This window comes from Paraburkholderia sp. BL27I4N3 (assembly GCF_003386115.1).
Taxonomy (GTDB): domain Bacteria; phylum Pseudomonadota; class Gammaproteobacteria; order Burkholderiales; family Burkholderiaceae; genus Paraburkholderia.
The window spans coordinates 1,299,978-1,321,414 of sequence record NZ_QREJ01000001.1 but is presented as its reverse complement, the minus strand read 5'-3'; the positions used below and the strand labels follow the sequence as shown (position 1 = coordinate 1,321,414).

Sequence of the window (21,437 nt, the reverse complement as noted above, 5' to 3'; positions counted from 1 at the left end):
TTTTGAAGCGAGTATGCGCGGCGCGACATGCTGCCGCGCATAGTGAGCGAGAGTCGCGCCGCCGCTCAATGTCCCTTGAAGCGCGCCTCGCGTCGCTCGACGAACGACTGGATACCTTCCTTGAAATCTTCCGATGCGAACACTTCCTCGCGCACGCGCGGAATGACCTCGATCGCGGCCTTTTCGCCGTGCTCGATGTAGGTCAGCGCCGCGGCTTTGGTCGCGCGCAGACCGATCGGCGCAACCTTGCAGATCAGGCCAGCGATTTCCATAGCACGCTCACGGTGCTGGCCATACGGAAGCACTTCCTGCACGAAGCCGCAACGCAACGCCTCCTGAGCGGAGAACTCGTCGCACAGGAACAGGTGATACATCGCATTGCCCCAACCAGTGCGTGTCAGATAGCGAAAATGCGCGCCGCCGAGCGGGGCGATGCCGCGCTTCGATTCGAGCTGGCAGAAGCGCGTCGTGTCGGCCGCGATGACGATGTCGGATGCCAGCATCTGCTCAATGCCGATGGTGTAGGTAATGCCGTGCACAACGGAAATCACCGGCTTGCGGCAGCGTCGCTTGAGGCCGAATGGATCGACCTGGTTGTCAGGAATCGGCTTGGCCGTCGCGCTCGGGCCGAAGAATTTCGGCATGTCCAGGCCTGCCGTGGTGTGCTCGCCAGCTGGGTCGAGCACAGCCACCCAGAGGGTGTCATCATCGTCGAACTCGGTCAGACGTTGCGACAACTGCTGCATCAACTCGGGCGTGATCGCGTTTTTCTTCGCGGCGTTGTCGAGCGAAATCACCGCGATGTGATCCACTACCCTCATACGGACTTCGGGCGTCGCTGCTTCATTGATCATTGCTGTGCTCCTTGAGTACGGAATTCGTCGTAGATGGAAGTTCGGACGCTGGTTCAGACAGCCGTAATCCCGCCGTCCACGGCGAGGATCTGGCCGGTGATGTGCTTGCCCGCGTCGCTGGCAAACAGCAGCGCCGCGCCTTTCAGATCGTCGTCGTCGCCGATGCGTTGTAGCGGCGCACGCTCCGAGAGCTTTTCGACGCCCAGCTTTTCGATGGTGCCCTTCGTCATCTTCGAGGGGAAAAAGCCCGGTGCGAGCGCGTTCACCGTGATGCCGTGTGGCCCCCACTCACCCGCCAATGCGCGCGTGAGATTCACCACCGCGCCCTTGCTGGTGTTATAGGCAAGGGTGGCTTGTGCGTGCGGTCCATTGCCCTTAAGCCCGGCGATGGAAGCGAGATTGATGACGCGACCATGGCGGTTCGGAATCATCGACAGGCGGCCAATCTTTTGCGTGAGCAGAAAGATCGAGCGCACGTTCAGATTCATCACCTTGTCCCATGCAGCCAGCGGATGATCGGCCGTCGTCGCGCCCCACGTGGCTCCCGCGTTGTTCACCAGAATGTCCACGCGGCCCAGACGCTGCACGGCCTCGTTCGCGAGCCGCTCGATCTCTTCTTCCTGTGCGTTGTCCGCGGCAATCCAGTCCGCATCGACACCAAGAGAAGCCAGGTGTGCCTGCGCCGTCTGGAGCCCATCCGCCTTGCGCGCCGAGATGAGAACCCGGGCGCCCTGCGTTCCAAGCGCCTCCGCGATCTGCAAGCCGAGCCCGCTGGAGCCCCCGGTCACGAGCGCGGTGCGGCCGCGCAGATCGAAAAGCTTCGCTACTGCTGTCATTTACGTCTCCTTGTCTCAAGCGTTCAAAGAACTTCGAATAGGCCGGCAGCGCCTTGCCCCCCGCCAATACACATCGTCACGACGACGTACTTCACGCCACGCCGCTTGCCTTCGATGAGTGCATGACCAGTCAAACGCGAGCCGGTGACCCCGTAGGGATGACCAACCGCGATCGCGCCACCGTTGACGTTCAACATGTCGTCAGGGATCCCAAGGTTATCGCGGCAATACAGCACCTGGCAGGCGAATGCCTCGTTCAACTCCCACAGCCCGACGTCCTCCAGCTTGACGCCCGCGCGCTCGAGCAGCCTGGGGACTGCGAAGACCGGACCGATGCCCATTTCGTCCGGCTCGCAGCCTGCGATGGCAAAGCCTCGAAACAGCCCGAGCGGCTCCAGGCCACGCTGCTCAGCAAGCTTTGCGTTCATCACGACGCAAGCCGATGATCCATCCGAGAACTGGCTCGCGTTACCAGCCGTCACCACACCACCGGGAAGTGCCGGACGGATGCGCGCCACGCCTTCAAGCGTGGTATCGGAGCGAATTCCCTCGTCCTCCGCGATTGTCACTTCGCGGGTCACGATGCGGCCGTCCGGGCCGACCGCGCCCATTGTGGTGGTCATCGGCACGATCTCGTCTTCGAACCTGCCTGCGGCTTGTGCCGCCGCAGCGCGCTGCTGACTGCGCACGCCGTAGGCATCCTGATCGTCCTTGCTGATGCCGTATCGGCTTGCGACCTGCTCCGCCGTTTGCAGCATGTTCCAGTAGAGTTCCGGCTTGTGCTCGACGAGCCACGGATCGCGGCGCATATGGGTGTTCGCCTGGTTCTGCACGCAGGAGATGGATTCGACGCCACCCGCGACGATCGCGGGTGCCCCCTCCACGATCACACGTTGGGCCGCCATTGCGATCGCCTGCAAACCCGACGAACAGAAGCGGTTCACACTGACGCCGCCCGCGGTCACCGGCAGCCCGGCACGCAGGGCGATCGCCCGTGCGATGTTGCCGCCAGTGGTGCCTTCGCCAAAGGTACCGCCCATGATGCAATCCTCGATTTCGTCGGGCGCAAGACGGGAGCGCTCGACCGCATGCCTGACGGCGTGGGCGCCAAGGGTCGCGCCATGAGTCATGTTGAATGCACCCTTCCAGCTTTTGGCCAGCGCGGTGCGGGCGGTCGAAACGATGACGGCCTCGTTCATGTTTTTCTTCCGTTAGAGTGGATGGAAATCAGGCGTGGAATGCGGTACCTGCGTCGGCGAGCCGCTCGATCAGCACAGCGGGCGCCCAGCTCGGATCGTCCGCGCTGAATCCACGCATCGCGCGCCGCACGTCGTAGAGACCGATCGTATCAGCGTAGAACATCGGGCCGCCGCGCCAGCGCGGGAAACCGTAGCCGTGCACGTACACAGCGTCGATATCCGAGGCGCGCGCAGCAATGCCCTCTTCGAGAATCTCAGCCCCTTCATTCACCAGCGCGTAAATCAGACGCTTGACGATCTCTTCGTCGCTGAAGCGGCGAGGCGTCACCCCCTTTTCTCGCCACCAGGTTTGAAGCATTTCCCGCGTGCGAGAGGACGGAACAGCCTTGCGCTGCCCAGGCACATAGTCGTACCATCCAGCGCCAGTTTTCTGGCCGAAGTGCCCGGCTTCGCAGAGCCGGTCTGCAATCTCGAAACGCGGCATCGACGGATCTTCCTCATAGCGGCGCTTGCGAATCGCCCAGCCGATGTCGTTGCCCGCGAGATCGCCCATGCGAAACGGTCCCATCGCCAGGCCAAAGCGCTCGACCGCGCGATCCACCTGCTCGGGCAGCGCGCCCTGCTCCAGCAGCTCACCGGCACGACGCGCATAGCGTGCGATCATCCGATTGCCAATAAAGCCGTCGCAGACGCCCGACACCACCGCGACCTTACCGATGCGCCGCGCGAGTTGCATCGACGTTTTGAGGACATCGGGCGCTGTAGCTGCGCCGCGCACTACTTCGAGCAGGCGCATCACGTTGGCGGGGCTGAAGAAATGCAGGCCAATCACATCCTGCGGACGACGGGTTTCCGCAGCGATACGGTCGACGTCGAGCGTTGAGGTGTTGGTAGCGAGAATCGCACCGGGACGAGCCACCTCGTCCAGCGCCCGGAAAGTTTTTAGTTTTGCATCCATGTCTTCGAAGACGGCCTCGATGACGAGATCGCAATCGGCCACATGCTCAATCGAGACCTTCGGCTGAAGCCGGGCCATGCGCGCTTCCAGCACGGCAGCATCAAGCTTGCCCTTCTTGACGCTCGCTTCGTAGTTCCCACGAATCGCCGCAACGCCTTTCTGTACCGCCGCCTCCGAAATGTCAATCAGCACGACCGGCATTCCCGCGTTGAGAAAATTCATGGCGATACCGCTGCCCATCAAGCCCGCGCCCACGACAGCCACCTTGTTCACCGCCCGGTCCGGCGTCGTTTCCGGTACGTCGGGCAGCTTCGCGGCCGCGCGTTCGGAGAAGAAGGCGTGACGCAACGATCTCGACACGGGTCCGTTCATCAGCTCTAGGAAAAGGCGGCGCTCAATCGCGAGTCCCTCGTCAAATGGCAATTCAAAGCTCGCCTCGATCGCTTTGAGGCAACTCGTCGGTGCGGGAAGATCCTTGTATTGCGCGGCAACAGCCTGGCGCGCCACGGCGAGATAGCCTTCAGGATTCTTATGCAGCACCGCACGGTCCCGAACGCGAGGATGCGTGCCGCCGCGCCGCGCCATCTCGCTTGCGAATGCGATTGCATCGGCGAGCAGGTCCCCTTCGGCCATCCGGTCGAAGAGACCGGAATCAGAAAGCGCGTCCGAGGTAATCGACACGCCGTGCACAATCATGTTCGTGGCCGCTTCGAGTCCGATCAGGCGCGGCAGGCGCTGTGTGCCGCCCGCACCCGGCAGAAGTCCCATCGTGACCTCGGACAGCGCGATGCGCGCACCGCGCGCAGCAACCCGGTAGTGGCAGGCCATTGCCAGTTCCAGGCCACCGCCCATCGCCACCGAGTGCACCGCGGCGACCACCGGCTTCGGGCTGTTTTCGATAGCAGCGAGGACCGTGTTCAATCCCGGATCGCGGCCCGTCATGGGACCGTTGAATTCCTTCATGTCAGCGCCGCCGGAGAAGGCCTTGCCTGCCCCCGTCAGGACGATGGCCTTCACCTCGCCGTCGACCAGCGCGCGATCAAGCCCCTCGACAATGCCTAGCCGCACGGCATGTCCCAGCCCGTTGACCGGAGGATTGGCGATCGTGATGACGGCGACGTCGTTAGCGACGGAGTATTCGGTGCTCATGACAGGTCCCTTTGCGTTGAAAACCGGTTGGTCTGCAGTACGCTCAGCCGCGGCTGGACGCCATTGCTGGCTCGCGTTGCAGGAAATGCTGGAAGATGTCCTGCGCTTCGCGCGAGCGGCGCAGGGCGTCAAAAACTGTCCCTTCGCGCTGAAGGCGCGCCTGGACCAGTTGATCGGTGGATTCGCGGATGAGGCTGCGTGTGGCAAGTAGCGCTTCACGCGGCTTGGTGGCAAGACGTTTTGCAACAGACAGTGCTTCTTCGCCGACCATGGCGACGGGCACAACGCGGTTCACGAGGCCCGCAAGGTGCGCCTCGGCCGCGGGAATGGGTGCGCCAAGCAGCAGCCATTCGGTGGCCTTGTTGCGGCCGACCACATGCTGTAGCAGCAAGGTAGAGGCGAATTCGGGGCAGAGCCCGAGATCAACGAAGGGGAAGCGGATGCGCGCATCGTCGGACGCAACGACGTAATCACAGTGCAACAGGACCGTTGCGCCGATACCGACCGCATGCCCGCAGACACATGCAACCACAGGCTTGCGCAACGCGGTCATGCCTAGCAGGAAGTCATTCGCACGCGAGCCGCGATGCGCCCCGTCGGGAGCATCGACGAACATGCCGATATCGTTCCCGCTGGTGAAGTTGCCGGCCGCCCCCTTCAGCAGCACGGCCTGTATATCGTCGCGTCGGTCCGCGTCGGTCATCGCGGCGGCCAGCGCACCGTACATGGATGCCGTAATCGCGTTTTTCTTCGCGGGCCGGTTAAGCGTCACGACCAGCACACGCTCGTCGACCTGCACCAGCACTTCTGCGCTCATCGTTTTCTCTCCCTTCAGTTCGACGGTTTATGTCGTTTCCTGAAAAGAGAGTGTGGACTTCGAGCCGCTGTCTGGCTGTCGGAACTGGCTCTATGGCGTGTCAGCGTTTTCTGAAGCTCGAGCGCACAAGATGCGCCGAAGGACCGATCAGTCGATCAGTCGATGCTGGAGCGCGTAGCGGGCCAGCTCGGCATTACTCGATACACCAAGCTTCCTGAGCACGCGCGTGCGATACGTGCTAACCGTCTTCACGCTCAGAAACATCTGCCGTCCAATCTCGGTGAGCCGGACGCCACGCACGATTAGCAGCATGATTTCGTACTCACGCGACGACAGCTGCTGGTGAGTGGCCGCTTCGGACGGTCGGCCAAAACCGTCGATCAGGCAGTTGGCTACTGCTGCGGTCACGTAACGCCCGCCTTTAGCGACGCCACGGATCGAATCGACCAACTCCATGGCGTCCATGTCCTTTGTGACATAGCCCGATGCGCCGCCCTGGAACGCCCGCCTTGCGTATTGATCAGCCGGGTACATGCTCAGCACGATAACTGGCATGGACGGCCATTCCGCTCGCAGAGACGGCAGCATATCGAGTCCGCTGCGCCCGGGCATATTCACATCGAGCAGCGCGACGTCGACAGGCTGTTCGCGCAGCCGGCCCATTGCCTCGGACGCGTCGCTCGCTTCGGCCACCACGTCGAACTCATGTTGTTCGGCAAGCAGGCGCTTGAGGCCTTCGCGAAAAATGGTGTGGTCATCAACGAGCAAAAGTCGGATCATTCGCCTATCTCCTCCAGAATGTCTTCGCACCGCACCGGCATGTCGAGCTTGATGCTCGCACCCGATCTCGGCCCCGTGCCCAGCAGCAGAATGCCGTTCAATTCTCGCGCGCGCTCCTGCATACCCAGCAGACCGTGGTGGCCCTCCAGATCCTGATCGTCGCCCCCGAAACCGAGCCCGTTATCCGCAATCTCCAGCGTGACGCCATCGGACCGCCAGCCGAGATCGACGGTGACTTCAGTCGCGTGTGCGTGCCGCGCGACGTTGGTCATTGCCTCCTGGAAAATGCGGTAGATGCCGATTTCGGTGTCGCGATCGAGTCCGAACGCGCACCCGCTGCTGCAAAAGCGGGCGACGATACCATAGCGCTGCTCGAAGAGGCTCACCTCCAGCGCAAGCGTGTCGTTCAGGCCAAGATGGTCGAGCGCCCCAGGGCGCAACCCTTCGGAAATGCCGCGTACCGCCTCAATGGTTTCCTGAGCCAGTTGTAACGCCTGCACAGCAGTCGCACCTAGCGCACCGCGGTCCTGTGCCGCGTCAATTCCCCTCGCCAACCGGGAAAGGTCGAATTTCAACGCCGTGAGCATGCCTCCGACGACGTCGTGCAGTTCGCGTGCGACGCGATTGCGCTCTTTTTCACGCACGCTGTTGGCATTCGAGACGAGTTCTCTCAACCGGCGCCCCGCGTCGACCAGTTCTGTGCGCTGCCGCTCCTGTTCCGTAATATCGATCCCCACGCCGACGATAGCCGGGCGTCCATGGAACATCACGCGCGTGCCGTGTATTTCGAAGCAGCCGGGCCGACTTGGCAAGGTGCGCCGGATGATAAAACGTTCAGACGGCCCCCTGCTATTGATCTTGCGTTCGTACTGGGATAACAACGCCGCGCGCTGCGCGGGGTTGGCTACATCACCCAGCCGCGCGCCTATCAGTTGGTCGCGCCGCAGTCCGCACATATGCGCGAACGTCTCATTGACATAGCGAAAGCGCCCGTCCTGGAGAATGTAGATGCCTGCGATGGATTGCTCGACGATACCTTTGAAGGGAACCTCGTAGTCGTCCAGTTCAATAGTCGGTTCGTCCATGAATCCCTCCGGATCGACTCTAGCCGCGCCCGATTTTATGCACGATTCCTGCCCGACGATCGATCCGGCACGGCTTTTAGCATGACGATTGTCATGCTAAAGAATGACGACCATAATGCAGAATGTCAATAGATCAAACCCGGAGACGCTATGGGGCACTCACAGGCGGACAAGGCCCGCAGCAGAGAACGCATTCTTGAGCTCGCAGCGAATCAGATCAGGGAACAGGGACTGGAATCGGTCAGCGTCGGGAAGCTGATGAACAGCGCCAACCTCACCCACGGGGGGTTCTACGGCCATTTCGATTCGCGCACCGATCTGCTGCTACACGCGCTCGTGCGGGCCCTGGACGATGGCAAGGCCGCTTTCGATGCGAAAAGCGGTAAAGGCCCTCACGAATATAGCGCAACGATCCGAGGCTATTTGAGCCGCAAACATCGCGACGCGCGTGCCTCAGGGTGTGCGATTGCGGCGCTGGCTGGCGATGTCGCGCGCGCCGATGAAGCGGCACGCGAGGAAATGTCGGCGCGCATCGAAAGGTTTGTCGAGAATCTTGGAGCGTCGATGGGCACCGAAGACGAAAGCCAGGCGCTTTTCGCGGTGAGTGCGCTGATTGGCGCGCTGGTGGTGTCACGCGTGTTGGTCGACGAGAAACGTTCTGACGCCGTGCTCGCAGCTGCGAAGCAGGCTTTGCTCGCGCTGCCGGGCGAACACTGATTGGCCGGAATATCTTAATTTGTAGACAGCAGGATTTGACTCGACAGACATCGTCAGTTTATTTCGTCATTCCCGACTTGATAGCTGCCTTCCCGGGGCGAGGAGAAGGTCAAGCCCGAGGCCGCGAAGCGGTGCGCCAGCGGCGCAGGCTTGAGGTTCGAATCGCCCCGGAAAACCATTCCGACGGTCGGGAGTGGACGATATCCCTTCTGACATTGTCTGGCCGGTCGAGTACCGGCTAATACACTTAATTAGCAATACGAATAGGAAATATCCGACACGAACTCAAGACAACGATGACAGCCTCCGAAAATCAGTGCGTCCTATTCTGGAGTGGTCTTCCATTCCAGGAAAGACGCTTACCACAACACCAACGGAGACATCGAATGAGTTCTGAAACATCGCCCATGGCCGGCGCACGCACGCAGTCGCGTTCCGGTGCGATGGGGCATTCCCGTCGGCGCAGCCTGTACGTTCTTGGCATCCTCACCGTTGTCTATGTCTTCAATTTTCTCGATCGGCAGATCCTCACAATCCTCGCGCCGTATATCAAAGCCGATCTGCGGATCGGCGACGCGCAAATCGGCCTGCTCTACGGCACCTGTTTCGCCCTGTTCTATGCCGTGATGGGTCTGCCCCTCGCGCGCTTTGCCGACAGTTGGGATCGCGTTCGCACCCTGTCGCTCGGTCTGGCCGTCTGGTCCCTGATGACAGGCCTTTCAGGCCTCACCTCCGGATTCGTGGGACTCGCGCTCGCTCGCATCGGCGTGGGCATTGGCGAAGCGAGCGCGACTCCCAGCGCGTTCTCCCTGCTGCAAGACTATTTCTCCGAAAGAAGGCGCGCGACGGCCATCGCAGTCTATTCAAGTGGGATCTTCATTGGCTCCGGGCTCGCGGGCGCCGTCGCAGCGCTTACCCTGAACGGCTGGCGCAAGCTTCAGGCGGCCGGTAGCGCGCCGCTGGACTTTTCAGCGTGGAAGGTGACGTTTCTGACGCTCGGCCTTCCTGGCATCCTGCTCGCCCTTGTGCTGTTGTTCACTGTACGCGAGCCACGCCGCGTCTGGGCGGGCGGTGTCGAAGGCATCACATCATTCGCAGCTGTCGCGCGTGCCGTCGCTGGTGACATCGCCAGAATGACGCCTCCATTCAGCATCGCGGCCGCGTGGCGCGCTGCTCGCTCAACGAAAGATGTCGCGCAAAACCTGGCCGTGCTTGCCAGCTGCACGGCCGCAGCTGCGATTTTGACTGCGGTGACCGAAAGCTTCGTCGCAGAAAAAGGACATGGCGCCTGGGGGCACATTGGCCCTATCGCTGTGACAACCCATCTTGTTCAGTGGTCCGCCGTCGCTTTCGGCGTCTATGCCGCGTACTGCTGGCTGCGTGACCTCGCCCGGCGTGATGCACTTGCCACCGCACAGATCCTGCGCGCGCGGGTTGTGCGCGTGACGATACTGGCAGCAGCACTTCAAAACACCGTGAACTACGCCGTCGCCGGGTTCACATTCATCTATGGCGTCCGCTATTTTGGCCTTCGGCCGCAAGACGCCCTCACCTTCGGCGCGCTGATTGCGCTGTCGGGTTTTCTGGGTACCACGTTGGGCGGCATCGCTGCCGATGCGCTTGCGCGACACACCGCAGCCGGCCGGTTGTGGCTCGCTATGGCGGCCGCGACATGCAGTGGCGTGCTATACGCGATCGAGCTTTTTGCGCCCAATAAGAACGCCTTTTTTGCGGCTTTCTTTGGAGCGCAACTTACCGGCACTGTGTGGTTTGGTGCGGCGTCAGCGACCGTTCAGGGGCTGGTCGCTCCGCGCCTGCGAGGCACGGCCATCGCCGTCCAATGGCTCGTCATCAATCTGATCGGGCTGGGAATCGGCCCCTATTGCGTTGGTCTGGCGGGCGACGTAACCGGCGATCTTCGCGTGGGTATGCTCGGCGCACTGATCCTGATACCAGCGTCGCTGGTTTTCTATTACCGCGCTGCACGTCTGTTGCCCGAAGCCGAACGCAGGATGCGTTCTGGCGATTGCGCAACATGTGAGCCCATTGTCTGATCACGAAAACCGAGTGGGTCAAGGCGCGTTTAATCCGCTCGCGCCTCCACCGTCCTGAGTAGCTAGAAATACAGCCGGCTGAGGGTCTCAGCAACGCAGGCAGGCTTTTCGGCCCCCTGCACTTCCACCGAAACCGACCACGTGAGCGTCACGTTCTTCCCGCCGACCGAATCGGCAGCTTCGATGCTCCGCAGTGTCGCGTGCAACCGGACACGCGATTCGATCGGCACCGGTGCGGTGAATCGCACACGATTCAGCCCGTAGTTGACGCCCATTCGCACGTCGTTCACCTTGATCGTTTTCGCCATCAGTGCAGGCAGCAACGAAAGTGTCAGAAAGCCGTGCGCCACTGCAACGCCGAAGGGCGACTCGCGACGCGCGCGTTCGGGGTCGGTGTGTATCCATTGATAATCGCCTGTAGCACGCGCGAACAGATCGATGTCCTCCTGCGTCACTGTGATCCAGCCGTCGCTCTGCAATGTCTCGCCGACTAGCGCTTCGAGGTCCTGCAATGTCGATATTGTCTTCACCTATAGTCTCCTTATCGCTCCGAATAATGGATAGCATTACCAATTAACTTATCCCCACGTCGTGCCGGCACGCCAATGCCTAACGGGGACGCGACAGAAAATCGCGAAAGATTCGCTGGGCGTCGGGAGTGTCGCGCAGCGTACGAAATATCTCCCGCTCTTCGTCAACGCGCGCGGCCATGATGTCGCGTTGTGCGGACTTCAGCAGGCGGCGAGTCTGCGCCAACGCTTCGGCCGGCTTTTTAGCAAGCGCTCGCGCGACGCTGCCCGCGTCGTCGAGCACCTGATCGTTTGGCAGGACCTGATTGACGAGTCCAGCAGCGAGCGCCTCGGCCGCCTGAATGGTCGCGCCGATTAACATCCATTCGTTGGCTTTGGCTCGGCCGACGACTAGCGGCAAAAGCAGCGTCGAGGCGAACTCGGGACACAGACCCAGATCGACGAACGGAAAACGGATACGCACATCCACCGACGCGACGACGTAATCACAATGCAGCAGCATGGTTGCACCGATACCAACCGCGTAGCCGCAGACTCCAGCAACAAGCGGCTTCTCCAGTTGCATTACGGCGCGCATGAAGCGTTCCGATGCACGCTTTTCGGTGCCGCTTCCGTCGTCGGCAAAGTCGGCGATGTCGTTGCCGCTGGTGAACACCGCCGACGAACCTTGGAGTAGAACGGCGCGTATCTGATCGTCGCTGTTCGCATCTTCAAGCGCGAGTGCGAGGCGCAGATACATATTTTGCGTCAGGGCATTCTTCTTACCTGGTCGATTCAGTTTGAGGATGAGAATGCCATCCGTATATTCAGCGTGAACGAATTTCATGGGTAGGGCTTTATCGATGTCCGTCGGATGCGGGGCGACGGTCGCCGCCGCGGCGAGTGCCTTGCACGCGCCACGACATCGAAACACAGGGAAACACGCCAGTTTTTAGCGCCCAAACTCGACTCGTGTGGCAGGCCCAAACGAGTGTGGCACGTCACTGCCACCCGTGAATGTAGGAATGGTCTACGTTAAATGTCGGATTATTCTGAAGCTGCCTCTCTCGACGTTCGGTGCGTACTTAGCACTCAAACCGAACGCCACCACGAAAAGAGCAACGAAGCGTAGAGGCCAGACGTCCGTTCTGCCCTCAAAAACAGCCCTTTAATTCGCCTGCCGTGGGCGACCGCTTCGGGGTCGATCAGCGACGTTCGCTCACACTTCCGGCTAGCTCGGCCATCGGAGCAAACGCCGGTTACTTCAACCCTGGCGGCAAAAGGCGTCCCTGCCTGCAGCGTCAATCCTCGTGACGAGCCATCCCAATAGAAAGGGCCTCTCGTCCAAAATTCGCGCCTGTCCACGGTACGTGGACGAGTAATATTCTCGGACAAAACCGATCTCATCCAAAACGTCAGACTGTCCACGTAACGTGTACAATGAATAAACTTAGACAACCGCGACCTTGCCATGCATCCGGCCGACCACGATCTGCCTCCTCTGCTGGAAGCTGCCGCCACCGCGTTCGGCGATGCGACCGGCGTTCCTGTCCATCTGCGCAAGGCGCCACCCCGATCCGGCGCGGATGCAGTACTGGAGTTCCATGTCGGCACCCGCCGCTACAAACGCCTCGCGCATGTCAAGCGGACGATCGATCGCTACGGCACCTTGGCCGCTGTCCGCGCGCAGGCCGCGCCGGGCGACGGTGACCGGCTCCTGCTCGTGACATCATATCTATCCCCTAACATGATTAACGCGTGCCGCGACATGCAGGTTGATGCGCTCGACCTGGCCGGCAACGCCAGTCTTCTTCTAGGCGACAGCGTCATTCTCGTGTCTGGACGCCCACGCACGGACAGCAGCCCGCAGGCACGCAGACCGACCTGGACCAGATCGACACTGCGCGTCGCGCTCGCCCTGCTCGCCGTCCCTTCACTGATGGAAAAAACCTACCGGGATATCGCCCAGGTTGCCGGCGTCAGCCACGGAACGGTCCAGAATGCCATTCACGGCATGCTGGACCGGCGCGACCTCATCGAGCAGCCCGGCGGGCACGGCATGCAGTTCGCCGATGCAGGCCGGCTCATCGATGAATGGACCACGTTGTACCCGACACTGTTGCGTGGATCACTTCAGCTCGGCCACTTCCGCACCGACATCCCCGACTGGTGGAGAAACGTTCCCGAGCTTCCCGGCCGGTGCCAGTTTGGTGGAGAGCCGGCAGCAGCCATCCTTACGCAATACCTGAAACCAGCCACCTTCACCGTATACTGTGCCAGCGAGGTCCCGAGGGAGTGGATCGCGAAGGCTCGCCTGCGGCCTGATCGCAACGGCAACATTGAATTCCTGAGGTCCCCGATCCAGCTCCAGCCTGCGGCTGGACTTCCGCAAAACATCGCGCCGCCCCTGCTCGTCTACGCTGATCTCGTGGCGAGTGGCGACTCGCGCAATCTCGAAACGGCCCGGTTAGTGCGTGAACAATATCTCCCCTCTTGAACCTCGCCCCCATCGCCCTTTTCCAGCCGCAATGGTAGCCCTTTTGCGTGAAGTAGCTGCCGCCGCTTCCGAAAAGGGCATCCCGTGGTTTGTCGGTGGGGCGAGCGCACGCGACATCGTGCTAACGCACGTCCACGATATCGAACCGACACGAGCCACTGCAGACGTTGACATCGGCATCGCCATCGGAAGCTGGGCCGGCCATGCAACACTGAGAACGGCGCTGCTCACGTCCGGCCACTTCGAGCAGCGAGGCAGTGCAACCCACCGGCTGCACTATCAGGCCCCTGAGACCGGCGCCAGAACCTGGCTCGATATCGTACCGTTCGGGGGCATCGCAGACGATGGCGGCGAAATTGTCTGGCCGCCCGATCAGGTCATCCGCATGAACGTCGCCGGCTTCGAGCAGGCGCTGCAGGCCGCTGTGCCGGTACGCATGGATGCCGATCTCGTGGTGCCTGTCGCTTCCCTTCCGGCGCAGGCAATGCTCAAGATCATCGCCTGGAAAGATCGTCACGCGGTCGATCGCAAGGACGCAACCGATCTGCTTTTCCTGCTGGCATGGTACGGCGAGGCAGGAAATCTCGAGAGGCTGTATGCCGACGACGCCTTCGACCTGATCGAACGGCACGAGCACGATCCCGATATCGGCGGCGCGGCCCTCCTCGGCCGCGACATGGCGGGTATCGTCACGCCCGAAGTGCACGACCAGATCCTCGCGGTCATTGCGCCGGACGATCCGTCGCCGCTGATAATGACGCACATGATGGCAAGCCGCGCACGGATTTTCGGCGGCGATACGGCTGAACGGATCAGCAAGCTCTTTGACGCGTTTCGCCAGGAATTTGTCGAGGCGGTTCAGCGAGGAAGCGGAACCTGACCGACCGGGGCAGGAAACATTCCCGACCGGTGCCGGCTAACCCGGCACGCCCTGTCCTGCCCGCGCCTGGAGGTCCGTCAACTGAGCAAGCGCATCCCGCGCGCGCTCCACGGGCACAAAAATGTGATCGTGAAATGCGGCAGCAACCACGTTGCAACTGATGCAGGCCCTGGTCAGCGCTTCAGCCACTGCAGCCGTGAGTCCCACAGCCTCCAGGTCGGAATGGACGTTCAGCGTGATCCAGGCTGCCCGGAAAAGAACCGGTAACCCTTCGCGCAGCGCCGTCGGTTCATCGATGATGACGGTTAGCCCCTCGCGCTCACGAAACGTCGCCAGGGGAGCGAGCTGCGACACGTCCCTGTCTGCGTGCACGGACGAAAAAACATAGGCGCCTTCATTCAGCTCTGGCTGCATCGACGCCAGCAGCTGAGCAAGATCCGAGACGGGTTGGCTCACTGCGCTTCCTGTACGAGAAGAGGGTCAATCGGGCAGGTTCACCGGCCGCTGCATCGCGAGCCGTACCCACGTCGAATATCAAAACCATTGCGACCGACATGCAAAATTGTCACTCATAGTGCGTGTCATGATAGAGCGTGGCCTCAAACAGGTCAAATACGTACGCTTCGATATCTTTCCGATCGAGATGTCGATGCAGTACGACCCCCTTACCCTGTTTGGGAAACGCCTGGTCGAGCTTCGCAAGGCGCGCGGCTGGTCACAGGAGCGCCTTGCGCTCGAAAGTGGCCTCGCCCGGTCGTATGTTGGCGGGATCGAACGGGGCCAGCGCAATATCGCCCTCTATAACATCTGCGTGCTTGCCGCCACACTCGGCGTTTCTCCCGCTTCCATGCTGGATTTTGATGAGCTCACGTGACATTGCGTGATTGGCTTGCTATGCAATCCCACCCACTTTCTGCAATCAGAGCGCCGGCACATCCGTCGACCTGCCAAGTTTTCGCTTGTGAGACATCGTGACGCATCGGGAGATCAAGTTCAATCCCGTCAAATTCATTTGAATAGCGAACAGAAATGATCCGGCAAACCGCCTTGATTTTTTGGTATCGCCGACTATGATTCGCGATTGAAGTTGCCCGCTGGAGCCCGTCCAGCATCCTTCGCAGTACCGTCGCTCGTGCGACACTTTTCGCGGTTCGCTTCGTCCCACTGTCTGGACCACCGCAGGTCTTTTGACCGGATGCTTTCCTTTCTTGCCCGTCTGGGGAATTGTCATTCCCCGACACGGGCCGTGGCGATTCCTCTTTTTCGTTCTGGAGAATCGTCATGAATCAGTCTGTCGAACCCCGCAAGTATTTCGACCTTCATCTGCGCGGCCTCGGGCATCTGTCCCGTGTCCGCGATGTTACGGCCAGAGGCAATGGCCGCAGCAAGGCCAGGCCCTTCCTCGCCTGCGCCATCTCGGCGTTTCACGGCGATCCGAACGTCGAGAATGGCGTCGTGTATCTTCCGCTGGACCTGATCGTCTCGGGCGAGAAGGCGAAGGAAGCTGTGCGCGCCGTGATGAACGACGCCAACGATCCGGACGTGAAAGTCCTCGTCTCCTTCCGCGCTGGTGATCATTACATCCGTACGTTCGAGCGTACCGGCAACCGCGCGGGCGAGACCGGCGCTGTCCTCAAGGGGCGTCTGCTCAAGCTTTTCTGGATCAAGGTCGACGGCCAGGAAGTCTATCGTGACGAAAGCGACCGTGAAGACGACGACGCTGAAGCAGGCGCCGACACTTCCTCGGAGACCGTCAACGGGAATGGACCGTCGACGGGCGATTGCGATCCCCGCGATACGCCTTCTGCGGACGAACCGGCCAACAGCCGCGACATCGGAGCCTCAAGCAACGATGCGGCAGCGGCCGACCGCACGGCCGAACGCACCCACGCACGCAGCAACCGCTATCCGCCGCTGCGCCGTTATGCGAACGGGAGTTCCCGTCGGCCGTCCGCCAACGCCGAATGACCGGCGCCCCTCGGTCCCCGCCTCGTGCGGGGGCTTCCTCTCGCGCATTACCGGACTGCCGGTTTTCCAGAGCGACACTCATCGAGCCCGCTCCGGAAAGCCGGTACCGTCCCGCAGATCGTCGACCGGGTCCACGGTGGCCCCACTACGCCGTGCCGTTTGCGCCGGACCGATCGTTCCGGCCCGGACACGCGCCTGGCAGGGGTTAACTGCCAGGCGTCATGCGTCATTGGCCCTCACTGCCCACCAGTGCCAATGAGGGCCAATGACGCATGACGTGTTCACTGCCGACCTGCCAGTTGCAGGTCCGTCTGTCGCCGCGTCAGGCGACACCTTCACAGCCCTCTTCCGGTGCCATTGTCTGCACGGCTGTACCCGCGTCGCGATGATGCCGGGTCCGGAACAGCTCGCTTCCCCGCTCTCAGGTACTTCCTTTGTTCAACCCTCGCGGGGAATGCGCTCCCCGCCCGGGCAGCCATCCTCCGCTCCTTTTCCGGAGGATGTCATGAACCAGACCACTGAAACGCACGGCATCGTGGCCACCATCGTGCCCGAGGACCGTCGTATGGAAATCCTGCCGCGATACTTCGGCAAGCATATGATCCGCGCCGAATTCGCTGTTTACACCGCGATGTCGTCGTTGTGCCCGACCTATCACGGCGGATTCTGGGACTACGTCGAGCTGTCCAACGGCGCGTTCTACATGACGCCTCGTCTGGATGGCCCGCTGCCCATCACCTGCGACGGCAACGGATACGATGGCGAAATGAGCAGTGACGCCGCCGGTATTGTTGCCAGCCTCTTCGCCCTGAACGCCATGGCGTGGTCGACAGAAGACCCGCATTTCACGGAGCTCTATCACAGGCTGCTCGCCTTCGTCCCATCTCACCCTGAGGCGCGCGAGATCTTCGCGGCAGTCGATTGACGGGCTGATGGACTGACGCCCAGCCTACCTTTCACGTCTTGCGGAACGCAGCCCGCAGGGCGCGTCTCCGCAACATTCCCGGAGACAACGATGTCAATCTGCACTTCCATCACCCCTTCCCGCCCCGCTATCAGCGGCTTCGATACGAGTACGCGCCACGGGTCACTGCCACGCGAGAACGGCTTCCAACAAAGACCAGCATCACAGCTTCATGCTGCCAATCAGCCCGATGATGACGTCCATCCGTCGCAGCAGGTTTTTCAGTGCCGCGACGGGCGCACATTGCCGCGCTATACGGTGCAGAGCGTCGATCTTCCCGACGGCCTCTACCTCGGGCTCTTCAATGGACGCGACGATCCGCTTGGGTCCCCGCTCGTTACAGGGTTTGATGGACCGCTGATCGGCCGGCTGCGTTATTGCCACACCGTCGAGGCCCGCGACCTCAAGCTCGAATTCCTCGATCCGTTCGAGGGTTATCGGTTCTTCCCCGACATGGAGCACGTGTCTGGACGCGACGGGCAGACGCCTACCGGCAGGATCACGATGCCGATCCAGCTCGTGCTGAACGCGGGCGCGATCGTTTTCGACGGACGGTATTTCGCCGACTGGACAGTCTTCATTATCAGCTCGGTGCGTACCGTCATCGGTCGCGACCTTCGCTCACAACGGCGCGTGTGACCAGAGCCCTGTTGCCGCATCACGTCATTCTTTCGCCTGCGCCGAATCAACGGTGGATTCCCCGCGGGGCATCGCACCCGCCTCGGGATAGACGCACCGCGCCACCTGCAGAACCGTACGTCACCACGTGAGGCGATAGCTGCAGTTTTTCCGGCGCCTTCCTGTCTGCGCCGCTGCCTGCCCGGCGTACGGCCAGACGGAATCAATTCGCATACGACTTTCCAAACCGGCGGGACTACATGCCCGCGAGGGATGGTTCCGCCTCACCGCGTGGAGGCATCATGATCTCTCTTTCCGGCACGCTCGACGTGCGCACCATCAAGGGCAGCAACGGCCCGTTCCAGGTCGGCGAACTGACCACGTCTGTCGGCGAATTCAAGGTCAAGGACAAGGTGCTCGAGCAGTTCGAGCCTGGCGCCTATACCGGTACCTTCCTGATCGACAGGATCTATCCGCACAGCTACGTGTGGTACGGCAAGGTCACGGTCGAGATCCGCGCGAGGCTCGCCGATGTGCAGCTCGACAACGATGAGCCGTTCAGCGAGACCGGTCAGGCACCGTCCTCGACCGAGCCGGATCCGGCCGACGAGGAACGCATACCCAGTGCCGCAGCCCCCGCCCATGCTGACCAGGGGCCATCCCCCGCGCAAACCGAAGGCGATTCTGGCGAGCTCTACCTGCCCGACCTGTTCGGAACCGAGCTGGCCGATGCGATTGTCGCCGGCCAACCAGTGAAGCTCGATCCAACCGTCGAGCGCGGCGTGTTCCGTCAGCAACGCGACCAGCTTCGCGCATTCGGTTACGCCTTCCAGGCCTCCAGCCAGACCTGGCTGAAAGCCTGATTCCTTCCACTTGCGGCGTGCCGGGCCTTCCGGCAACGGCACGCCAAGATTCGTTGGAGATCGACATGGCTTTGATCTTTCCCCGCCTCGCCCGAAATTTCGTGAAAAACGGCTACTTTCCGACCGATGCCGTCACGCTCGGACGGATCATCCCGGCACTCGCGCTGGCCGATCCAGACCGCCCCGTACGGTTGCTCGATCCATGTTGCGGCGAAGGCGCCGCGCTGTACGGGCTAAAGGAAGCACTGGGAAGGCAGTCCGCAACACCTGATGCGATCCGCGCATTTGGCGTCGAGTATGACCGCGAGCGTGCATGGCACGCGAAGGATGTCCTGGAGACCGTGGCACACACCGACATCCAGGACATGTTCATCACCGCCCGCAGCATGGGACTCCTGTTCCTGAACCCGCCGTATGGGGACGTCGTATCGGACAAGGCCCAGACTGGCGAGCGTCAGCCGGACCGTCTGGAGAAGCTCTTCTATCTGAAGGCGGTTCCCTGGCTCGCGTTCGGTGGCGTGCTCGTGCTGATCGTGCCGTACTACGTGATGGACCGCGAGTTCGCCACGATGATCGCCCGTAATTTCACACGCGTCGAAGTGTTTCTCGCGCCCGACCAGACGTTCAAACAGCTCGTCCTCTTCGGCGTCAAGCGTCGGGCGGATGGTGTCGACACTGCCCTCGCCGCACGTCTCGCCCGCATCAGCGACGGCGAACTGCCACCTGAACAGCCGGAGGTCTGGACGGCACAGCCGTATTGCATTCCATCGGCCGCCGGTGAACAGGTCTTCATGTCCACACGGATCGATGCGCCGCAGCTTGAGCACGAACTGCAACGCCTGCAGCACGCCACGCTCTGGCCGCAGTTCGCTGCGATGTTCGGAGCAAAGGCGGTCACGCCTCGCCGTCCCCTACGTGACCTGTCCGACTGGCACCTCGCCCTCGCGCTTGCGGCCGGCCAGATTACCGGTGTGGTTACCGGCGTTGATGGCACACGTCTGCTCATCCGCGGCGACACCATCAAACAGAAAGAGCAGGAAGTCCAGATCGAGGAAACGGACAAGGGCGATATCCGGACCACGATCCTGATGCGCGACCGGTTCGTTCCCACGATCGCGGGCATTGACTTCACGCCCGGCCCGAATCTCGGCCGCGTTGTCACGATCCGCTAGTGCGGGTCACGTCTTCAACCCCACGGGGCCTTGCCCCGCAGGGGCAGGTTCCGCCTGCAAGGACACCCGAATCATGACTGATACAAGCCCCACGAACCAGCCACTGTCTGCTTACCTGGTCGGCTATAGCCTCGACCACACGCACCGGGTCGTCGTCGGCATCCGGGCCGCCGGCGCCGAGGCGGCCTGCGCCATTGCGCGTGCGGCATTCGACGCCGGTACGTTGTGGGATGACGCGCCGAACATGCCGCTGCTCTACGACGACTATGAGGAACTCGACGGACAGGTCCTCAGTTTCGATGCGACGGGCGTCACGGCATGGCCGCCCCCCGACGTCTCGGTCCGTGCTGTGCGACTGCACGCAGCCGCACACCAACTCCTCGCGATCGCACGACTCATCGACGAACGGTTGCCTCAAGCAGCAGCGATCGAGACCTGGCATCCCGAAGCTGTGGTGTCGATGACTCTCACGGCCGGACAGGTCCGTGAACTTCGCGCCTTGCTCGGAACGCTGACTGACTGTTGACCGCGGCCGTTCCTTCTACACCTCTGTGCGCCCTGTCTCCAGGGCGCTTTCCCCGACCGTTCACCGGGACGCTCAAGGAAAGCGCTTCGCGCTGCACGTTTTCCCGCTGGTCTGCCGGTAGCAGACCCGTTGTCGCCCGTGACGCGACACCTTCAGCCGTACCCCAGCCGCATCTTTCCGGCGCCTTCGTCTGCGCAGCGGCGGCTCCCTCGCGGACGCCCCGGAATTTTCCTTAACCCACCCGGGTCAGCGCCCGGTGGGTGCGCCGGGCATTCACGCTGGAGCACCCCATGCTATATCCCATCAAGGAACTGCAGGACATCTTCATCGATGCCTGCGTGCGTGCACCCGATGGCGAGCTCGCCTTCGTGTCCGTATTCGGTCGCGATGGCGCCGTTCAGCAGCTTTACGCCTCACTACATCTGGGCGTCCAGGAGGGCGGCATCCGTCAGATCACGCTCATCACTCCCGACAGCAGCCAGACGATCGCCGCCGTACCTATCGGCGATCCGCGGCGGCTGGACAAATACAGCGGTCGTCTGTCGAAGGACAACCTCTTCGGCAACCTCGTGCATACGTGGATCTACGACGAGTCGCTGCTGACACCGTCAAAAGCCACCGGCTCGGCATGGCTGCTGGTTGACCGTGAGACGCAGGCGCACGACGAGGCGTCGCTGGAAGCACGCGTGTGGTCGCTGATTGAACAGCTCAGTCCGATACCGCTGCTGCCGCACTGGCGCTCCCTGGTCCTCGCCGAACTCGGTGACCGTCTGGTCAGCAGGCTCGGCGAGACACCCTATGCACCCGTCGGACGCCTCGACGCATTCCGGATCGCGCTCCCTGATCCGTTCACTGAAGCGATTTCCAGCTTCGTCCGCAGCGGTGCGCTCGCAATCGACTAACCCGCCTGCGCTGAGCCGACCGCCCCTGAAGTCATGAGCGGCCCTCCTTCAATTTTCCCCACCGGCGGGACCTGCGCCCCGTCCCGGGG

The 21,437-nt window shown here is 61.9% G+C and carries 22 protein-coding genes; 12 read left to right on the top strand and 10 right to left on the bottom strand.

The window, feature by feature from the left end; translation table 11 throughout:
- Window positions 1-65: 65 nt before the first annotated feature.
- The 7 genes from B0G71_RS06025 to B0G71_RS05995 all read right to left on the bottom strand — a co-directional run bounded on the left by B0G71_RS06025 (window position 66) and on the right by B0G71_RS05995 (window position 7,678).
- Entirely contained in the window at window positions 66-854 is a 789-nt protein-coding gene (locus B0G71_RS06025; RefSeq protein WP_116140407.1) for a crotonase/enoyl-CoA hydratase family protein, read from the bottom strand.
- A gap of 53 nt (window positions 855-907) precedes the next feature.
- A complete protein-coding gene (locus B0G71_RS06020; RefSeq protein WP_116140405.1) occupies window positions 908-1,690 on the bottom strand; it encodes an SDR family oxidoreductase in 783 nt (260 codons plus the stop codon).
- A 23-nt stretch (window positions 1,691-1,713) separates the two neighbouring features.
- A complete protein-coding gene (locus B0G71_RS06015) occupies window positions 1,714-2,889 on the bottom strand; it encodes an acetyl-CoA C-acyltransferase (RefSeq protein ID WP_116140403.1) in 1,176 nt (391 codons plus the stop codon).
- Window positions 2,890-2,917: 28 nt separating this feature from the next.
- Complete coding sequence (locus B0G71_RS06010) at window positions 2,918-4,996, bottom strand: 3-hydroxyacyl-CoA dehydrogenase NAD-binding domain-containing protein (RefSeq protein WP_116140401.1); 2,079 nt, start codon at window positions 4,994-4,996, stop codon at window positions 2,918-2,920.
- Between the two features lie 43 nt (window positions 4,997-5,039).
- On the bottom strand, window positions 5,040-5,813 hold the full coding sequence (locus B0G71_RS06005; RefSeq protein ID WP_116140399.1) for an enoyl-CoA hydratase-related protein: 774 nt from the start codon (window positions 5,811-5,813) through the stop codon (window positions 5,040-5,042).
- A 147-nt stretch (window positions 5,814-5,960) separates the two neighbouring features.
- Window positions 5,961-6,593, bottom strand: coding sequence for a response regulator transcription factor (locus B0G71_RS06000; protein WP_116140397.1), 633 nt, complete (start codon window positions 6,591-6,593; stop codon window positions 5,961-5,963).
- Window positions 6,590-7,678 carry a histidine kinase gene (locus B0G71_RS05995; RefSeq protein ID WP_116140395.1) on the bottom strand — a complete coding sequence of 363 codons (1,089 nt, stop codon included), beginning with the start codon at window positions 7,676-7,678 and terminating at the stop codon, window positions 6,590-6,592. Before B0G71_RS05995 ends, B0G71_RS06000 begins: the two co-directional genes overlap by 4 nt.
- Window positions 7,679-7,828: 150 nt before the next feature.
- Between B0G71_RS05995 and B0G71_RS05990 the strand changes: the two genes are divergently transcribed.
- Window positions 7,829-8,395, top strand: a complete 567-nt coding sequence (locus B0G71_RS05990) for a TetR/AcrR family transcriptional regulator (protein WP_116140393.1) — start codon at window positions 7,829-7,831, stop codon at window positions 8,393-8,395.
- 386 nt (window positions 8,396-8,781) lie between these two features.
- Window positions 8,782-10,449: an MFS transporter gene (locus B0G71_RS05985; protein WP_181916722.1), complete on the top strand. Its 1,668-nt coding sequence runs from the start codon at window positions 8,782-8,784 to the stop codon at window positions 10,447-10,449.
- A gap of 62 nt (window positions 10,450-10,511) precedes the next feature.
- On the opposite strand, the gene B0G71_RS05980 is transcribed toward B0G71_RS05985, so the two are convergent.
- Both B0G71_RS05980 and B0G71_RS05975 read right to left on the bottom strand, forming a co-directional pair.
- Window positions 10,512-10,979 carry a MaoC family dehydratase gene (locus B0G71_RS05980; RefSeq protein WP_116140390.1) on the bottom strand — a complete coding sequence of 156 codons (468 nt, stop codon included), beginning with the start codon at window positions 10,977-10,979 and terminating at the stop codon, window positions 10,512-10,514.
- A 79-nt stretch (window positions 10,980-11,058) separates the two neighbouring features.
- Entirely contained in the window at window positions 11,059-11,805 is a 747-nt protein-coding gene (locus tag B0G71_RS05975) for an enoyl-CoA hydratase-related protein (RefSeq protein WP_116140388.1), read from the bottom strand.
- Between the two features lie 624 nt (window positions 11,806-12,429).
- Between B0G71_RS05975 and B0G71_RS05965 the strand changes: the two genes are divergently transcribed.
- Together B0G71_RS05965 and B0G71_RS05960 are read left to right on the top strand one after the other, a co-directional pair.
- The gene (locus B0G71_RS05965) at window positions 12,430-13,455 is read left to right on the top strand and encodes a type IV toxin-antitoxin system AbiEi family antitoxin (RefSeq protein ID WP_116140386.1); all 1,026 of its coding nucleotides are present in this window, start codon (window positions 12,430-12,432) and stop codon (window positions 13,453-13,455) included.
- A gap of 31 nt (window positions 13,456-13,486) precedes the next feature.
- Window positions 13,487-14,335, top strand: a complete 849-nt coding sequence (locus B0G71_RS05960; RefSeq protein ID WP_116140384.1) for a nucleotidyl transferase AbiEii/AbiGii toxin family protein — start codon at window positions 13,487-13,489, stop codon at window positions 14,333-14,335.
- Window positions 14,336-14,371: 36 nt separating this feature from the next.
- On the opposite strand, the gene B0G71_RS05955 is transcribed toward B0G71_RS05960, so the two are convergent.
- Complete coding sequence (locus B0G71_RS05955) at window positions 14,372-14,791, bottom strand: ACT domain-containing protein (protein ID WP_116140382.1); 420 nt, start codon at window positions 14,789-14,791, stop codon at window positions 14,372-14,374.
- A gap of 193 nt (window positions 14,792-14,984) precedes the next feature.
- Between B0G71_RS05955 and B0G71_RS05950 the strand changes: the two genes are divergently transcribed.
- The 8 genes from B0G71_RS05950 (at window position 14,985) to B0G71_RS05915 (ending at window position 21,348) form a co-directional block, all read left to right on the top strand.
- Window positions 14,985-15,209: a helix-turn-helix domain-containing protein gene (locus B0G71_RS05950; RefSeq protein ID WP_116119537.1), complete on the top strand. Its 225-nt coding sequence runs from the start codon at window positions 14,985-14,987 to the stop codon at window positions 15,207-15,209.
- 407 nt (window positions 15,210-15,616) lie between these two features.
- Window positions 15,617-16,303 (top strand): DUF3577 domain-containing protein, encoded by a 687-nt coding sequence (locus tag B0G71_RS05945; protein ID WP_116140381.1) that lies wholly within the window; start codon window positions 15,617-15,619, stop codon window positions 16,301-16,303.
- A 505-nt stretch (window positions 16,304-16,808) separates the two neighbouring features.
- The gene (locus B0G71_RS05940) at window positions 16,809-17,228 is read left to right on the top strand and encodes an antirestriction protein (protein WP_116140379.1); all 420 of its coding nucleotides are present in this window, start codon (window positions 16,809-16,811) and stop codon (window positions 17,226-17,228) included.
- A gap of 90 nt (window positions 17,229-17,318) precedes the next feature.
- Entirely contained in the window at window positions 17,319-17,906 is a 588-nt protein-coding gene (locus B0G71_RS05935; RefSeq protein ID WP_116140377.1) for a hypothetical protein, read from the top strand.
- Between the two features lie 281 nt (window positions 17,907-18,187).
- Window positions 18,188-18,748 (top strand): DUF3275 family protein, encoded by a 561-nt coding sequence (locus B0G71_RS05930; protein WP_116140375.1) that lies wholly within the window; start codon window positions 18,188-18,190, stop codon window positions 18,746-18,748.
- A 53-nt stretch (window positions 18,749-18,801) separates the two neighbouring features.
- Window positions 18,802-19,920, top strand: a complete 1,119-nt coding sequence (locus B0G71_RS05925) for a DUF6094 domain-containing protein (protein ID WP_258875498.1) — start codon at window positions 18,802-18,804, stop codon at window positions 19,918-19,920.
- A 73-nt stretch (window positions 19,921-19,993) separates the two neighbouring features.
- Entirely contained in the window at window positions 19,994-20,446 is a 453-nt protein-coding gene (locus B0G71_RS05920) for a hypothetical protein (RefSeq protein WP_116140371.1), read from the top strand.
- A 290-nt stretch (window positions 20,447-20,736) separates the two neighbouring features.
- On the top strand, window positions 20,737-21,348 hold the full coding sequence (locus B0G71_RS05915) for a hypothetical protein (protein WP_116140369.1): 612 nt from the start codon (window positions 20,737-20,739) through the stop codon (window positions 21,346-21,348).
- The last annotated feature ends 89 nt before the right edge of the window (window positions 21,349-21,437 follow it).

Coding starts and splice junctions, on each gene's coding strand:
- B0G71_RS06025 (WP_116140407.1), bottom strand. CDS start 854: ATGATCAATGAAGCAGCGACGCCCGAAGTCCGTATGAGGGTAGTGGAT.
- B0G71_RS06020 (WP_116140405.1), bottom strand. CDS start 1,690: ATGACAGCAGTAGCGAAGCTTTTCGATCTGCGCGGCCGCACCGCGCTC.
- B0G71_RS06015 (WP_116140403.1), bottom strand. CDS start 2,889: ATGAACGAGGCCGTCATCGTTTCGACCGCCCGCACCGCGCTGGCCAAA.
- B0G71_RS06010 (WP_116140401.1), bottom strand. CDS start 4,996: ATGAGCACCGAATACTCCGTCGCTAACGACGTCGCCGTCATCACGATC.
- B0G71_RS06005 (WP_116140399.1), bottom strand. CDS start 5,813: ATGAGCGCAGAAGTGCTGGTGCAGGTCGACGAGCGTGTGCTGGTCGTG.
- B0G71_RS06000 (WP_116140397.1), bottom strand. CDS start 6,593: ATGATCCGACTTTTGCTCGTTGATGACCACACCATTTTTCGCGAAGGC.
- B0G71_RS05995 (WP_116140395.1), bottom strand. CDS start 7,678: ATGGACGAACCGACTATTGAACTGGACGACTACGAGGTTCCCTTCAAA.
- B0G71_RS05990 (WP_116140393.1), top strand. CDS start 7,829: ATGGGGCACTCACAGGCGGACAAGGCCCGCAGCAGAGAACGCATTCTT.
- B0G71_RS05985 (WP_181916722.1), top strand. CDS start 8,782: ATGAGTTCTGAAACATCGCCCATGGCCGGCGCACGCACGCAGTCGCGT.
- B0G71_RS05975 (WP_116140388.1), bottom strand. CDS start 11,805: ATGAAATTCGTTCACGCTGAATATACGGATGGCATTCTCATCCTCAAA.
- B0G71_RS05965 (WP_116140386.1), top strand. CDS start 12,430: ATGCATCCGGCCGACCACGATCTGCCTCCTCTGCTGGAAGCTGCCGCC.
- B0G71_RS05960 (WP_116140384.1), top strand. CDS start 13,487: ATGGTAGCCCTTTTGCGTGAAGTAGCTGCCGCCGCTTCCGAAAAGGGC.
- B0G71_RS05950 (WP_116119537.1), top strand. CDS start 14,985: ATGCAGTACGACCCCCTTACCCTGTTTGGGAAACGCCTGGTCGAGCTT.
- B0G71_RS05945 (WP_116140381.1), top strand. CDS start 15,617: ATGAATCAGTCTGTCGAACCCCGCAAGTATTTCGACCTTCATCTGCGC.
- B0G71_RS05940 (WP_116140379.1), top strand. CDS start 16,809: ATGAACCAGACCACTGAAACGCACGGCATCGTGGCCACCATCGTGCCC.
- B0G71_RS05935 (WP_116140377.1), top strand. CDS start 17,319: ATGTCAATCTGCACTTCCATCACCCCTTCCCGCCCCGCTATCAGCGGC.
- B0G71_RS05930 (WP_116140375.1), top strand. CDS start 18,188: ATGATCTCTCTTTCCGGCACGCTCGACGTGCGCACCATCAAGGGCAGC.
- B0G71_RS05920 (WP_116140371.1), top strand. CDS start 19,994: ATGACTGATACAAGCCCCACGAACCAGCCACTGTCTGCTTACCTGGTC.
- B0G71_RS05915 (WP_116140369.1), top strand. CDS start 20,737: ATGCTATATCCCATCAAGGAACTGCAGGACATCTTCATCGATGCCTGC.